Genomic DNA, 15,456 nt, shown 5'->3' with positions numbered 1-15,456 from the left:
AGTGTAGATATTGGACAAGAGATGTCAGAGAGGCGCTTGTGTTCTGTTATCGCTTCTTGTCCTGGTAAGCGAAAGGGCCGGATCGTCGGATCCGGCCCTGTTCCGGGTGCTGCTCTCAGGCTTTGGGCGTGCTCGGGGCCGTGGCGCTGAACACGTCGATGCGGGCCGTGCGCGCCTGGGCGCCGCCGGCGGCGTAGCCGATGCTGCGGCCCGTGGCCTGCAACCGCTGCAGGCTCTGCGCCACCGTGAAGTTCGGGTACGCCTGCCGCATCAGCGCGAACGCCCCCGCCACGTGTGGCGCGGCCATCGACGTGCCGCTCTTGTCGGCGTAGGTGTCGTCCGGCACCGACGACCTGATGCCCACGCCCGGCGCGAGCAGGTCGAGCAGCGGGCCCCGGTTGGAGAAGTCGGCCAGCGCGTCCCGGTCGTCGGTGGCGCCCACCGCGACGGCGGAGGAGATGCAGGCGGGCGCCGAGACGCCGTCGGGGAAGCCGTTGTTGCCGGCCGCGACCACGGGCGCGACCCCGAGGGAGATCAGCGTGTCGAAGTCCGGCTTGAGGCTCGCCGCGCTCGGGTCGGAGTCGCAGTTCTCGCGGTACGGCCCGCCGCCGCCCAGGCTCAGGTTCGCCGCGGCGACGCGCCGGGCCGCGGCCACCCGCGCGACGTACTCCAGCGCCAGCTTCTGGTCGGAGGTGTAGCTGAGGAAGCAGGGCGCCTGGGTGCCGATGACCGCGCACGTCATCGCGCTGTCGATGCGGCTGAACACCTGGATCGGCAGGATGCCCGCGGCGGGCGCGACGCCGTCGGAGGGTGCGCCGGTCGTCATCCGGCCCGCGGCGATGCCCGCGACGTGCGTGCCGTGCGAGCAGGCGTTGACGCCGTTCACGACGCACTGGGCGGTCTCGGCGTCCGCGGACCCCGGGCCGGTCTGGCTCGGCTGGTTGTTCGGGCAGAGCGAGACCGAGCCGTCACTGGCGTCGGAGGAGGAGAAGCACGCCTCGTCCACGATCCGGCCGGCGAAGAACGGGTGGTCGCGGTCGATGCCCGTGTCCAGGACGGCCACCGTGAAGCCCCGGCCCGTCCAGCCGGCCGCGTTGGCCCGGTCGGAGCCGATGATCCGGGTGCTCGTGTCCAGGACGGCCGGGCGCAGCTCGTCCTTGTAGACCGCCTGGACGCGGTCGTCCTTCCTGAGCTGGGCCAGCGTCTTGCCGTCCAGCTCGGCGACGAAGAAGTGGGGCGACTGCGCCGCCTCCAGCACCCGGCTGCCCTCGGAGGCCTGTTCGAGATCCTTGGCCACGGCCTGCACGTTCTGCCCCGGCTTGAGCTGGATGATCGACCGGACCTTGCTCTTGGCCTGGACCTCCGCGACGAGGGCGGGGCTGATGACCGGGTCGCCGGTGTCGTGCGCGTCGGCGCTCAGCGGTGGCGCCGCGCAGAGCACGGCGGATGTCGTGGCCAGCGCGGCAGCGCAGGCGAGCAGGGACCGTAGCCTCACTTAGTCCTCCGAGGGTCAGACCGTCCGGTGTGAGGTGTCCATCCCCTGGTGTGACAAGTGTGATGTCGGTGGCCTATGTGAAAGCAGTGAAAGCTGAGCGGGTTTTTGCCATGCGGCGGGGAAGACGGAAGGGCCGGCCGGCCCTTCCGTCGGTGAGGCTGGCTCAGAGCGACTTGAGCACGTTCCTCGTCGCCTTCTTCAGCGCCGCCTTCGACGCCGCGCCGCTCAGCCGCACCTTCTCTGCGGCGGTCAGCACGGTGGTGCCGTTCCTGCCGTGGGCCCAGTTGAGCCAGGCCGTCAGCAACGCGCTGTCCAGCTTGTCGCGGGACGTCTTCGTGCCCTTCAGCACCCGGTACGCCTTGCCCAGCGACGACGCCTTGGTCAGCTCGGGGAACACCTTGCTGGCCTTGCCGATCAGCTTCAGGTAGCAGTTCAGCGTGGTGTCGGGGATCGTCCCGCTGCTGCGGTGGATCTCCACGGCCCACTTGCCGGCCGTCATCCTGGCGCCGGCCGTGCCGCGCGTGCAGACGGCGGCGGCCGACGGGGCGGGGGTCGGCGTGACGGTCACCGTCACCGTGACCGTCGGCAGCGGGACCGGCGTGACCGAGGACGTCGGGGCCGGGGCGGGCTGCCCGTCGTCGGGGTCGGGCTGGGGCGTCGGGCCGCTGCCGTCCGTGGGGTCGGGCTCGGGGTCGGCGGTGGGGCCGGTCGTCGGCGCCTGCGTGATCGGCGGCTGGGTGCCGGTGCCGGCCAGGGCGGCGCCCACGTCCAGGCGGGGGGTGGTGACCTGGGCGCCGTTGGCCTCGTACTGGTAGGGCCGGCCCGTGGTCTTGAGCGTGTTGATCAGGTCGGCGACGGGCGTCTGCGGCGCGGCGGCCTTCATCAGCGCCAGCGCGCCGGCGACGTGCGGCGTCGCCATCGACGTGCCGCTGTGCGTGGCCATCTGGTTGTCCGGCACCGAGGACTGGATGTCCACGCCGGGGGCGAAGAAGTCGACCAGCGAGCCCCGGTTGGAGAAGTCGGCGATGGCGTCGGCGCCGTCATTCGCGCCGACCGCGACCGCCGAGGAGACGCACGCGGGGTAGGAGGCGCCCTCGAAGAACTCGTTCCCGGCGGCGACCACGGTCGCGATGCCCTTGGCCAGCAGGGCGTCGATCTTCGGCTTGAAGACCGCGCCCTCCTCGGTGGCGTCGCAGTCGGTCTCCGACAGCGCGCCGCCCAGGCTCAGGTTCACCGCCGCGATGGGCTGGGTGAGCGTGGCCACGTAGTCCATGGCCAGCCGCAGCGACGACTCGAAGGCCAGCAGGCACGACGACTCGCCCGTGCAGATGTCCTCGTCGTTCACCCGGCTGAACACCTGCACCGCGATGATCCCGGCGCCCGGGGCCACGCCGCCGCTGCCCGCGGCGATGCCGGCGACGTGCGTGCCGTGCTCGCACAGGTTCACGCCGCCGGACAGGCACTTGGCGGTGGTGGCGTCGGCCGCGCCCTCGCCCGTCTGCTGGGGCTGCCCGTTCGGGCACAGCGACTCCACGCCGCTCTCCACGGCCGAGAAGCACGCCTCGCCTGCGAGCCTGCCCCCGAAGTACGGGTGGTCGCGGTCGATCCCGGTGTCCAGGACGACGATGTTCTGGCCCGCGCCGGTGAAGTTCTTCTCGTGGGCCTTGTCCGCGCCGATCTGGGTGATGTTGGACCCCACCTCGGCCGGCGCGTACGTCCGGTCGCGGTGGATGGAGGTGACGCGCGGGTCCTCGGCCAGCTTCGCCAGCTCCTCGGCGGTGCCCTCCACCACCATGAACGACTGGCTCTGCGGCTGCAGCAGCACGTCGACGCTCTGGGCCGCCGCCACGCCGGCCACCGGCTCGTGCTGCGCGGCGTCGGTCAGCTCGACGATGGCCCGGGTGGTGTCGCCGTCGAGCGCGAGGCCCTCCTCCAGCTTGCTCTGGGAGGGCGCCGGCGTCGGCGTCGCCGCGGGGTCGTCGGCGAACGCCGGGACGGAGGCTGATGACAGGGCCAGCACGATCGAGCACACGATCAGGGGGCGAAATCGCACGCGTCCTCCGAGGGGGATGATCTCGGAGTTTAGGGCGATTTATCCCGCCAGCACAGAGCCCGGCCCTGTTTCTCACCGAACTTTCAGCGCACGCACCTCAAACGTTCAACGACCCCGACGGCCCTGACTGCTCTGTCGGCGCCTCCTTGGTCAGCCACACCGCGCCGAGCGGCGGCACCCGCAACGTCGTGGAGAACGGCAGCCCGTGCCACGGCTCGGCCTCGGCCTCGACCCCGCCCATGTTGCCCACACCGCTGCCCCAGTAGTCGTAGGCGTCGGTGTTGACGACCTCCGCCCAGTGGCCGCCGTAGGGCAGGCCGAGCCGGTAGCTCTCGTGCGCCCCGCCGCTGAAGTTGACCACGCAGGCCGCCGCCGACCCGTCGGCCGCGTACCGGACGAACGAGAACGTGTTCCCGGAGGCGTCGTCGGCGTCGATCCAGCGGAACCCCTCCGGCCTGGCGTCCTGCTCCCACAGCGCCGGGGTCTCCTTGTAGAGCCTGTTGAGGTCGCGGACGAGCCGCTGCACGCCCTTGTGCCCGTCGAACTCCAGCACCCACCAGTCGAGCCCGCGCTCCTCCGACCACTCCGAGCCCTGGCCGAACTCGCCGCCCATGAACAGCAGCTGCTTGCCCGGATGCGCCCACATGAACGCCAGCAACGCCCTGAGCTGGGCGAACCGCTGCCATTCGTCCCCCGGCATCTTGCCGAGCAGCGAGCCCTTGCCGTGCACCACCTCGTCATGGGACAGCGGCAGCACGTAGTTCTCGGAATAGGCGTAGATGAGGGAGAACGTCATCTGGTGGTGGTGGTACTGGCGAAAGATCGGCTCGCGGCGCAGGTATTCGAGCGTGTCGTGCATCCAGCCCATGTTCCACTTGAACCCGAAGCCGAGCCCGCCCAGGTGCACCGGCCGCGAGACGCCCGGCCAGGCCGTCGACTCCTCGGCGACGGTCGAGATGCCCGGAGCCTCCCGGTAGCAGACGGAGTTCATCTCCTTGAGGAACTCGACCGCGTCGAGGTTCTCCCGGCCGCCGTAGACGTTGGGGGTCCACTCGCCCTCGCGGCGCGAGTAGTCGAGGTAGAGCATCGAGGCGACCGCGTCCACGCGCAGGCCGTCCACGTGGAACTCCTTCAGCCAGTAGAGCGCGTTCGCGACCAGGAAGTTCTTGACCTCCCTGCGGCCGAAGTCGAAGACGTAGGTGCCCCAGTCGGGGTGCTCGCCCCTGGCCGGGTCGGCGTGCTCGTACAGCGGGGTGCCGTCGAAGCGGGCCAGGGCCCACTCGTCCATGGGGAAGTGGGCCGGCACCCAGTCCAGCAGCACGCCGATGCCGCGCTGGTGCATGCGGTCCACGAAGTGCCGGAACTCGTCGGGCGTGCCGAACCTGGCCGTCGGCGCGTAGTAGGACGTCACCTGGTAGCCCCACGAGCCGCCGAACGGGTGCTCGGCCACCGGCAGCAGCTCGACGTGCGTGAACCCCATGTCGGCCGCGTACTCGGAGAGCTGGTCGGCCAGCTCCAGGTAGGACAGCCCCGGCCGCCACGAGCCCAGGTGCACCTCGTAGACGCTCATCGGCCCGAGCTGCGCCGGCCGGTCGCGCCGCGCGGCCATCCAGTCGTCGTCGGCCCAGGTGTAGGCGGACTCGTCGATCACGGAGGCGGTCATCGGGGGCACCTCGGTGCGCCGGGCCATGGGGTCGGCCTTGTCGCGCCAGAGCCCGTCGGCGCCGAGGATCTGGAACTTGTACCGCTCACCGGCCGCCAGCCCCGGGACGAACAGCTCCCACACGCCCGACCGGCCGAGCGAGCGCATCGGGTAGGCGGTGCCGTCCCAGTGGTTGAAGTCGCCGACGACCCTGATGCCGCGCGCGTTCGGCGCCCAGACGGCGAACGCGGTGCCCTGCACGTCCTGGTGCTCCATCACGCGGGCGCCCAGGACCTCCCACAGCCGCTCGTGCCGCCCCTCGCCGATGAGGTGCAGGTCCACCTCACCCAGCGTGGGCCAGTGCCGGTACGGGTCCTTGACCTCGTACGGCTCCCCACCGGCGTACCGGACCCGCAGGGTGTAGTCGGGCACCTTGTCCAGCCCGGCGACCGTGGCCTCGAACACGCCGTGGGCCTGGTGTCTCATGTCGTGGGCCGTGCCGTCGTCGAGCACCACCTGCACCCGCTCGGCCAGCGGGCGCAGCGCGCGGAACACCACGCCGCCCGGGACCGGGTGTGCTCCGAGCACGGAGTGCGGATCGTGGTGCGCCCCGCCAGCGAGGCGGTCGAGCTCTGTCCTCATGGGCATGCTCCCAACCCTGCCTTATGATGACCGTCCATCTCAGGCACTGCCCGCTTTCACGGCGACAATCACCGAATGTGCAAAATCCCGGGATGATCGCAGAAGTATGCGGGATCGTCATGGATGATCCTTGGCCGTGTCGTGGCCGGACACGCCCTGTATGAGGCCATCAGGCGCCCGACGCGTCCGGCAGGAGGTCGTCCACCGGCATGCCGGCCCCTTCGGCCAGGCCGGTCGCCAGCCCCGCCGCCCCGAGGCCCGCCGTCACGACCGCCGTGATCCGGTCCACGTCCCCCCGCTCGCCCGCCGGCAGCGGCGCGCCGACGGACGCCCTGAGCGCGGCGGCCTTGCCGAGCAGCCGCGCCGCCTCCGCGTACCGGCCGCCGAGCGCCCGCGCCCCCGCCAGCCCCTCCAGCGCGAGGGCGGTCGCGCGCGGGTCGCCCACCCTGCGGGCGGCGGCCAGCCCGCGAAGCTGGAACTCCAGCGCGCCCGCCGCGTCCCCGCGCAGCTCGGCCACGAACCCCAGCTCCGCCAGGATCAGCGCCGCGCCCGGCTCGCCGGAGACGTCCAGCACCCAGTCCAGCCAGGTCAGCAGCAGCCGTTCGGCCTCGTCGAGCCGTCCCTGGCGGCGCGCGCCGAGCGCCAGCCCGATCTCGGCGAACTCCTCGGCCGGACGGTTCGACTGCGACACCGCCAGCCGCCTGGCCCGCTCGTGGTGGTCGTCGGCCGCCGCGTGGTCGCCGCGCAGCATGGCGATCCGGCCCAGGCGGGACAGCGCGTCGGAGACCGAGCTCCACAGGCCCAGCTCCTCGGCCATGCGCAGGCCCTCCGCGCGCAGCTCCGCGGCCCGGTCGTAGTCGCCGGTGATCTCGGCGTGGCTGCCCAGGCACTCCGCCGCCCGCAGCTCGCCCCAGCGGTCGCCGGTCCGCCGGAACAGCGCCAGGCCGCGCTCGCCGTCGCGCCGCATGCCCGCCAGGTCGCCGCGCATCCCCGCCCACCTGGCCCGGACGGTCAGGGTGGCGGCCATGCCCCACTCGTCGTCCAGTTCGGCGAACTCCGACAACGCCGCCTCGATCATTCCGGCGCTGACCGACAGGTCGTCGTACCCGAACAGGGCGAAGCCGACGAACCACCGCGCCATGGCCCGCTCCCGGGCGTCCTCGACCGCTGCGAACAGGCCCGTCACGTCCGGGCCCGGCGGCTGCCCCACCAGCAGCCGCAGGCCCGCCAGCCACGCCCTGGCCCGCGGGGCGCCCGGATCGTCGTCCGCCGCGATCGCCAGCGCCGCCTCCAGCGCCCGCTTGCCCTCGCCCAGCCGGCCGCGCAGCACCCAGTACCAGGCCAGGGCGTTCACCAGCCGCAGCGCCTCGGCCGCCGCGCCGAGCCGCACCGCCGTCTCCAGCGCCGCGCGCAGGTTGCCGCCCTCGGCGTCGAGCCGGGCGAGCGCGCGCCGCTGCCCGTGCCCCCGCAGGTACGGCTCCGCCCGCTCGGCCAGGCCCGTGTAGTGGCGCACGTGCCGGAGCCGCACCTCCGTCGGCTCGCCGGCCGCCTCCAGCCGCTCCACGCAGTACGCCGCCACCGACTCCAGCAGGCGGAACCGCGGCTCCCCGTCACCCCAGGCCCGCACCACCAGCGAGCGGTCCACCAGCCTGGCCACCGCGTCCAGGACGTCCACGCCCGGCTCGGCGCAGACCTCCTCGGCCGCCTCCAGCGTGCACCCGTCGGCGTGCACGGCCAGCCGCCGCAGCACGACGCGCTCGTCCTCGCCCAGCAGCTCCCAGCTCCAGTCGATCATCGCGCGCAACGTCTGCTGCCGGGCGGGCGCGCCGCGGCGGCCGGAGGCCAGCACCCGGAACCGGTCGTCCAGCCGTTCGGCGAGCTGGCGCGGGGTGAGCGTGCGCATCCGGGTCGCGGCCAGCTCCAGGGCCAGCGGGATGCCGTCCAGGCGGGCGCAGATCTCGGCGACGTCGGCGTCCGGCTCGATGCCCGCGCGGGCGGCGAACAGCTCCGCCGCCGCCTGCGGCCCCAGCGGCGGCACGCTCCACAGCGCCTCGCCCTCGATGCGCAGCGACTCCTGGCTGGTGGCCAGGACGCGCAGCCCGGGAGCGGCCCGCAGCAGCCGTCCGGCCAGCGCGGCGACCTGCTCGACGACGTGTTCGCAGTTGTCCAGGACGAGCAGCGTGCGGGTGCCCTCCAGGACGTCGGCCAGCCGGGCGGTCAGGTCCTTCGCCGCGCCGCCCACGTCGTCCCGCAGGCCGAGCACCGCCGCGACGGCCTCGGCCACCTCGACCGCCGGCGCCCCGGCGCGCAGCCCCGCCAGCTCTACCAGCCACACCCCGCCGCCGAAGCCGGGCGGCCCGGGGGAGTCGGCCGCGGCGAGCGCGAGGCGGGTCTTGCCGACGCCGCCGGGTCCCGTCAGCGTGACCAGCCGGTTCGCCCGCAGCAGGGCGCGCACCTGCGCCACCGCCTCCTCCCGGCCCACGAGCCCGGTGAGCGGCGCCGGCAGGTTCGTCCGTCGCCGCGCCGGCCCGTCGAGCGCCGAGTCCTGCTCAAGGATCGCCTGGTGCAGCGCGACCAGCTCGGGACCGGGGTCGAGCCCGAGCTCGTCGGCCAGCCGCGCCCGCAGGTCGGCGTAGCTGGCCAGCGCCTCGCCCTGCCGTCCCGCCCGGTACAGGGCCCGTACGTGCGCGGCCCGCAGCCGCTCGCGGAACGGGTGCTCGGCCACCAGGTCGGCCAGCTCGGCCGCCAGCAGCCCGTGCTCGCCCAGCCCGAGCCGCGCCTCGGCCAGCTCCTCCACGGCCACCAGCCGCTGCTCGTCGAGCCTGGCCACGGCCGCCCTGGCGAACTCCTCGTCGGCGAACTCCGCGAAGGCGGCCCCCCGCCACAGGTCGAGGGCCTGCCGCAGCAGCCCGGCGCGGGTGCGCGGGTCGGCGCTGCGCTGCGCCTGCCCGACGAGGGCGGCGAACCGTCCGGCGTCCACGTCCTCGGGCTCGACCCGCAGCACGTACCCCGGCGCCCGGTACGCCACCAGCTCCCGGTCGCCCAGCACCCGGCGCAGCTGCGACACCTTCACCCGGAGCGCGGCCAGGGCGTTCGCCGGCGGCCTGCCGCCCCACAGGTCCTCGATCAGCCGGTCGGCGGAGACCGGCCGCCCGGCGTGGATCAGCAGGTCGGCCAGCAACGCCCGGACCTTGACCTCCAGCACCTGGACGGGCTCGCCGCCGGGCCCCCACACGGCGAGCGACCCCAGCACCCCGAACCGCACTCCGCCCCCCATAAGCAACTCCGAATCAGACCATAACCCCCTGCGGGCAGGGTGAAGACATCCGTCAGAACCTAAGGAATCCCGAAATGTCAGAAGAAATTTCCATCATCGGTCTCGGCCTCATGGGCGCGGCGCTCGCCGGCAGCCTGCTGGACGCCGGACACCGCGTCACCGTGTGGAACCGTTCGGCGGACAAGGCCGAGCCCCTGGTCGCCAGGGGCGCCACCCGCGCCGCGACGGTGGCGGAGGCGGTCGCGGCGAGCCCGCTGGTGATCGTCTGCGTGCTCGACTACCCGGCCGTGTACGAGCTGCTGGCCGACGTCCCGCTGGCAGGGCGCGTCGTGGCGAACCTGACCACCGGCCGGCCCGTCGAGGCCCGCCAGGCGGCCGAATGGGTGGCCGCGCGCGGCGGCGACTACGTGGACGGCGGCATCATGGCCGTGCCCCAGATGATCGGCCGGCCCGGCGCGCTCGTGCTCTACAGCGGGTCCCGGGCGGCGTTCGACCGCTTCGAGGAGGCGTTCGGCGCGATGGCCGAGCCGCGCTTCGTCGGCACCGACCCCGGCCTGGCCCCGCTCCTCGACCTGGCGATGCTCACCGGCATGTACGGCCAGATCGCCGGCTTCCTGGAGGCGATCGCGCTCGTCGACTCGGCCGGCTATCCGTTGACCGAGTTCACCAGCACCCTCCTGGTCCCGTGGCTCAACGCGATGGCCGCCGCGCAACCGGAGTGGGTCAAGTCCGTCGAGTCGCGCGACTACACGACCCTGGTGTCGAACCTGGAGATCAACAGATCCGGCCTGGAGAACCTGGTGCGCGCCTTCAGGGAGCAGCAGGTCAAGCCCGACCTCCTGCTGCCGCTGAAGGCGATCGTCGACCAGCGCACCGCCCGCGGCCACGGCGCCGAGGGCCTGCCCGGCCTGGTCGAAGAGCTGCGCTGAACCCCGGGCCGCCCGCGGCGGGCCCGGCCGGTCAGGCACGGACGGGTCCCGCCGGTCAGGCGGGGCGGGGATGGAAGGCGGCCAGCGGGATGGAGACCCACGACGGGCGGTTGCGGGCCTCGTAGACCACCTCGTACACCGCCTTGGACAGCTCGAACGCCCGTAGCAGCGCCGCGTCCCCGACCGTGATCATGCCGCCGCCCTCGCGGTAGCCGTCCAGGAAGGCGGTGCGGTTGCGGTCGGCCCAGGCCTCGGCGCGCGGCTGGAGTTCGGCGGCCTGCGGATGGTCGGCCAGCAGGTGCCTGGCCGCGTAGTCGAACGAGCGCAGCATCCCGGCCACGTCCCGCAGCGGCGACGACAGCGCCCGGCGCTCGGCCAGCGGTTGCCCCGGCTCGCCCTCGAAGTCGAGCACCACCCAGTCGGTGGGCGTGCGCATCACCTGGCCCAGGTGGTAATCCCCGTGAACACGCTGCACGGGCACTTCCCTGGTGAGCAGTTCCACCTGGTGGTAGGCGTCCTCCAGGGCCGCCATGTGCCGCCGCAGCTCGGGCACCTCGGCCATGGCCCGCCCGAGCTGCCGCCGGAAGCCCTCGGCCATGCGTTTGACCTCGGGAATCTCGACCACGTCCGTGGGGAACGCCGCGGCCAGCTCGTGGTGGACGCGGGCGGTGGCGACGCCCAGCCGTACGGACTCGGCGGCGAAGTCGCCGCCCGCCTCGGCGGCGGTGACCTCGGGCAGCGAGGCGTACAGGTCGCGGACGCTGGTCAGCGCGAGGTCCCAGCCGTCGTTGGCGTTGGACAGGTACTCCTGCATGAAGGCGAGCGTGGTGTCCGTGCCGTCCACGTCGGCCTCGATCCACCCGTACGGCTGGGCGATGTTCGGCGCGCTCCGGGCGGCCAGGGCGCTGATGATCTCCAGCTCCGGATTGACGCCCGGGATGAGCCGGCGGAACAGCTTGCAGATGTAGGAGTCGCCGTACACGAGCGAGGTGTTCGACTGCTCGGCCCCCAGCACCAGGCTGCGCTGGGAGGTGTCGATGACGACGCCGGGCGCGTGCCGCATGCGCAGCCCGCTGCGGGTCTCGTCGCCCGCCATGCCCTCCAGCAGCCAGCTCATGGCGTCGGCGTCATGGACGGCGTCGTAGAACCAGGTGTCGCCGAGGTTGCCGATGAGGGCGTGGCTGAGCCGGTCGGGCAGGTCGTGCCGCTCGCCCAGGAAGACCTGGTACCGGTCCCGCGCGCCCTCCTGCCAGACGGCCACGATCAGGTGCCGGAGCCCTGGCCTCAGCGCGACGTCCGACTCGATCGACAGATCGTCGATCGGGCGCCCCTTGCCGCCGAACCATCGTTGGCGGCCGATCCATGCGGCAAGGAGCTCCTCTATCACGCCCTACTCCTCCTGGGTGTGTGCCGGTGGGAGTGTGAACCAATAGAACCCATGCCCGGGAAGCGTCAAAAGATACGGTAGTTCGCCAATTGCCGGGAATGGGACCCCTCCCATGGTTTCCACGGGGGAGACGCCGACGAATCTGCGCAGGTCAAGCTCGACCGGCTGCGGGAAGCGCGACAGGTTGTTGACGCACAACATCCGGTCGTCGCCCAGCTCCCGGACGAATGCGAGCACGCTGGGGTTGGAGGAGTTGAGCTCGGCGAACTCGCCGAGCCCGAAGACGGGGTGACGTTTGCGGATCTCGATCATCCGCTTGGTCCAGTGGAGCAGCGAGCCCGCGTTCTTCTGGTGGGCCTCGACGTTGATCGCCTGGTAGCCGTAGATCGGGTCCATGATCACGGGCAGGTAGAGCCGCCCGGGGTCGCAGTCGGAGAACCCGGCGTTGCGGTCGGGGTCCCACTGCATCGGGGTGCGGACGCCGTCGCGGTCGCCGAGCCAGATGTTGTCGCCCATGCCGATCTCGTCACCGTAGTAGAGCACGGGGGAGCCCGGCAGCGACAGGAGCAGCGCGGTGAACAGCTCGATCTGGTTGCGGTCGTTCTCCAGCAGGGGAGCCAGCCGCCGGCGGATGCCGACATTCGCCCGCATACGCGGATCTTTGGCGTACTCCGTGTACATGTAGTCGCGTTCTTCGTCGGTCACCATTTCGAGCGTCAGCTCATCATGGTTCCGCAGGAAAATCCCCCACTGGCAATGTTCCGGAATTTTCGGCGTTTGCGCCAAAATTTCGGAAATCGGGTAGCGGGACTCTCGGCGGACCGCCATGAAAATGCGGGGCATGAGCGGGAAATGGAAGGCCATGTGGCATTCGTCCCCGCCGCCTACCGGATCGCCGAAATATTCCACCACGTCCGAAGGCCACTGATTCGCCTCGGCGAGCAGCACCCGGTCCGGGAAGAGCCGGTCGACCTCACGCCTGATGCTCTTGAGGTATTCGTGCGTCCTGGGCAGGTTCTCGCAGTTCGTGCCCTCCTCCTCGAAGAGGTAGGGCACCGCGTCCAGGCGGAAGCCGTCGATGCCGAGGTCCAGCCAGAACCGCAGCACCTCCAGCATGGCCTCCTGCACGTCCGGGTTCTCGTAGTTGAGGTCGGGCTGGTGGTGGAAGAAGCGGTGCCAGTAGTACTGGCCGCGCACCGGGTCGTAGGTCCAGTTGGACGTCTCGGTGTCGATGAAGATGATCCGGGCGTCCTGGTACTTCTCATCGGTGTCCGACCAGACGTAGAAGTCGCCGAACGGCCCTTCCGGGTCGTGCCTGGACGCCTGGAACCAGGGATGGGCGTCGCTGGTGTGGTTCATGACGAGGTCGGCGATCACCCGCATGCCGCGTTTGTGCGCCTCGTCGACCAGCTTCACGAAGTCTCCCAGATCCCCGAACTCGGGCAGGATCTTCATGAAGTCGGCGATGTCGTAGCCGCCGTCACGCAGCGGCGACTCGTACAGGGGCAGCAGCCAGAGGCAGTCGACGCCCAGCCACTGCAGATAGTCGAGCTTGCTGATCAGGCCTCTGATGTCCCCGGTCCCGTCGCCGTTGGAGTCGGCGAATCCCCTGATCAGAACCTCGTAGAAGACGGCGCGCTTGTACCAGTAAGGATCGCGCGGCTTCTCCTCGTCGAAGGTGTTGGGAATGGGTGTGGAGCTCATGGACTCCCCCAGAGGGGACTCATGAGGAGGGCGCTTTCACACACGTTGAAGACTCCCCGCTGAATTCTGTTCTACCGTGGCGCGGCTCGTACGGTGAGAATGTGGGCAGGCTGGATGTGAGGGTCGAGACGCACATAGTTGCTCTGCCTCCAGCGGTAGGACTCGCCTGACAGTTCGTCGTCCACGACGAACTCGGCGTTCCAGTCGAGACCGATGGCGGGCAGGTCGAGATCTACCGTCGCCTCGTGGGTGTGGTGAGGATCCAGATTGACAACCGCCAGAACGACGTCGCCCAGCCCGTGCCTTCGTGTGGCCGTGTCATAGGCGCCCGGAAGCCGTTTGGAGAAGCAGACGATGTCCGGATGGTCGACCCTGTGGAACCGTAGGTTACGCAATTCCTGCAGCGCCGGATGCGCTCTTCGGAACAAATTCAGATGGGTGATGAGCGGGGCGAGGGTCCTTCCTTCGCGTTCGGCTGCCGCCCAGTCGCGTGGCTTGTACTGATATTTCTCACTATCAAGGTATTCCTCACTACCCGGGCGCACCGGAACGTTCTCGGCGAGCTCGTACCCGGAGTACACCCCCCAGGTCGGCGAGGTGAGAGCGGCCAGCACCGCCCGGATCCGGAACGCCGGCACGCCGCCGTGCTGCAGGTACTCGTGCAGGATGTCCGGGGTGTTGACGAACAGGTTCGGCCGCAGGAACGCGGACGTCTCGTGCGCGAGCTCGGACAGGTAGGTCTCCACGTCGAACTTGGAGTTCTTCCACGTGTAATACGTGTACGACTGGTGGAACCCGGCCTTGGCGAGCGTCTGGAGCATCGCGGGCCGGGTGAACGCCTCGGCCAGGAACACCACGTCCGGGTCGGTCGCGTGGATGTCGGCCAGCAGGCGCTCCCAGAACGCCACCGGCTTGGTGTGCGGGTTGTCCACCCGGAAGATCCGCACCCCGTGGTCCATCCAGTGCCGCAGCACCCGCCGGACCTCGGCGAAGATGCCCTCGGGGTCCCTGTCGAAGTTGATCGGGTAGATGTCCTGGTACTTCTTCGGCGGGTTCTCGGCGTAGGCGATCGTCCCGTCCGCCCGGATGGTGAACCACTCCGGGTGCTCCTTGACCCACGGATGGTCGGGGGAGCACTGCAGGGCGAAGTCGAGCGCGACCTCCATGCCCAGGGCGCGGGTGCGGCTGACGAACTCGTCGAAGTCCTCAAGGGTGCCCAGGTCGGGATGGACGGCGTCGTGGCCGCCGTCCTCCGAGCCGATGGCCCACGGCGAGCCGGGCTCGTCGGGCTCCGGGCTCAGCGTGTTGTTGCGGCCCTTGCGGAAGGTCTGGCCGATGGGGTGGATCGGCGGCAGGTAGACGACGTCGAAGCCCATCTTGGCGATGGCGGGCAGCCGCTTGGCCGCGGTCTCGAAGGTGCCCGACCTGGAGACGCCGGACTCGGTGACGACCGCGCCCTCGGACCTGGGGAAGAACTCGTACCAGGAGCCGTAGAGCGCCCTGCGCCGGTCGACCCTGACCTTGTACGGCTTGGCCCTGGTCACCAGCTCGCGGAACGGATGCGCCGCCAGCAGCGCGGCCGTCTCGGGGAGCTGGGCGATGGACAGCCGGGCGCGCGGGTCGAGATCCTCGTCCCGCAGCGTGGCCGCCACCGACAGCAGCGCCGCCCGGTGCCCGCACGCGCTGTCGCCGTTGCCGTTGCCCTTGCTGTTGCCCATGCCGTTCCTGGCGTGCCCGTTGCCGGGGCCGCCCTGGCCGCCGGGCGCGGGGCAGTCGGCCGTGCGGACGGCCTTGGCGGCCCGCTCGAACAGCCGGGCCCCCTCCTCGCACATGAGGTCGGTGTCCAGCCCGCGCGGGATCTTGATCTCGGCGTCGTGCAGCCACGTCGCGATCGGATCGCTCCACGCCTCCACGCGGAACATCCAGTCGCCCTCGGCCGGCAGGCACACGTCGACGCCCCAGCGATCGGTGCCGGGGGCCAGCTCGCGCATGGGTTTCAGGCGGCCACGCTGTCCGTCGGGCGAGGTGAGCACCACGCCCGCGGCCACGGCGTCGTGGCCCTCTCGGAAGACGGTCGCCGAGACCTGGAAGGTCTCGCCGGCGACCGCCTTGGCGGGCCACTGCCCGCAGTCGACGACGGGGGAGATGTCCGTGATGGGAATTCGTCCGATCATCGCATTCGCAGGGTTTGCGACGGCGCGCTCGGCGCCGCCGGAGGCTTTCCGTATGTGCAAGATTCCGCAACCGCGTGGGACCGCTGGATACGGCCTACCCCGGCAGTAACGATCCTTGCACGTAAATACTGGACAGCAGCGGATAGACCTCCC

At 71.3% G+C, this 15,456-nt stretch carries 8 protein-coding genes; 1 reads left to right on the top strand and 7 read right to left on the bottom strand.

What is annotated here, in order from left to right; translation table 11 throughout:
* Nucleotides 1-115: 115 nt before the first annotated feature.
* From ABT158_RS09285 to ABT158_RS09270, 4 genes are all read right to left on the bottom strand, one after another.
* Complete coding sequence (locus tag ABT158_RS09285; protein WP_352352260.1) at nucleotides 116-1,495, bottom strand: S8 family peptidase; 1,380 nt, start codon at nucleotides 1,493-1,495, stop codon at nucleotides 116-118.
* Nucleotides 1,496-1,658: 163 nt separating this feature from the next.
* Nucleotides 1,659-3,548 (bottom strand): S8 family peptidase, encoded by a 1,890-nt coding sequence (locus ABT158_RS09280; RefSeq protein WP_352352259.1) that lies wholly within the window; start codon nucleotides 3,546-3,548, stop codon nucleotides 1,659-1,661.
* 97 nt (nucleotides 3,549-3,645) lie between these two features.
* Nucleotides 3,646-5,832 (bottom strand): 1,4-alpha-glucan branching protein GlgB, encoded by a 2,187-nt coding sequence (gene glgB, locus ABT158_RS09275; protein ID WP_352352258.1) that lies wholly within the window; start codon nucleotides 5,830-5,832, stop codon nucleotides 3,646-3,648.
* 169 nt (nucleotides 5,833-6,001) lie between these two features.
* Nucleotides 6,002-9,109 carry an AfsR/SARP family transcriptional regulator gene (locus ABT158_RS09270; protein WP_352352257.1) on the bottom strand — a complete coding sequence of 1,036 codons (3,108 nt, stop codon included), beginning with the start codon at nucleotides 9,107-9,109 and terminating at the stop codon, nucleotides 6,002-6,004.
* A gap of 74 nt (nucleotides 9,110-9,183) precedes the next feature.
* Here ABT158_RS09270 and ABT158_RS09265 point away from each other — a divergent pair, with 74 nt between their 5' ends.
* Nucleotides 9,184-10,038, top strand: coding sequence for an NAD(P)-dependent oxidoreductase (locus ABT158_RS09265; protein WP_352352256.1), 855 nt, complete (start codon nucleotides 9,184-9,186; stop codon nucleotides 10,036-10,038).
* Between the two features lie 55 nt (nucleotides 10,039-10,093).
* Here the strand turns inward: ABT158_RS09265 and ABT158_RS09260 are convergent, their stop codons facing one another.
* The 3 genes from ABT158_RS09260 to ABT158_RS09250 all read right to left on the bottom strand — a co-directional run bounded on the left by ABT158_RS09260 (nucleotide 10,094) and on the right by ABT158_RS09250 (nucleotide 15,303).
* Entirely contained in the window at nucleotides 10,094-11,425 is a 1,332-nt protein-coding gene (locus ABT158_RS09260) for a maltokinase N-terminal cap-like domain-containing protein (protein WP_352352255.1), read from the bottom strand.
* Between the two features lie 3 nt (nucleotides 11,426-11,428).
* Nucleotides 11,429-13,129, bottom strand: coding sequence for a maltose alpha-D-glucosyltransferase (treS, locus tag ABT158_RS09255; protein ID WP_352352254.1), 1,701 nt, complete (start codon nucleotides 13,127-13,129; stop codon nucleotides 11,429-11,431).
* Between the two features lie 71 nt (nucleotides 13,130-13,200).
* Entirely contained in the window at nucleotides 13,201-15,303 is a 2,103-nt protein-coding gene (locus ABT158_RS09250) for an alpha-1,4-glucan--maltose-1-phosphate maltosyltransferase (RefSeq protein ID WP_352352253.1), read from the bottom strand.
* Between the last annotated feature and the right edge of the window lie 153 nt (nucleotides 15,304-15,456).

The organism is Nonomuraea sp. NPDC001636, from assembly GCF_040298265.1.
Taxonomy (GTDB): domain Bacteria; phylum Actinomycetota; class Actinomycetes; order Streptosporangiales; family Streptosporangiaceae; genus Nonomuraea.
Note: the sequence above shows the minus strand (reverse complement) of the source record. Positions and strands in the feature narration are given on the sequence as shown.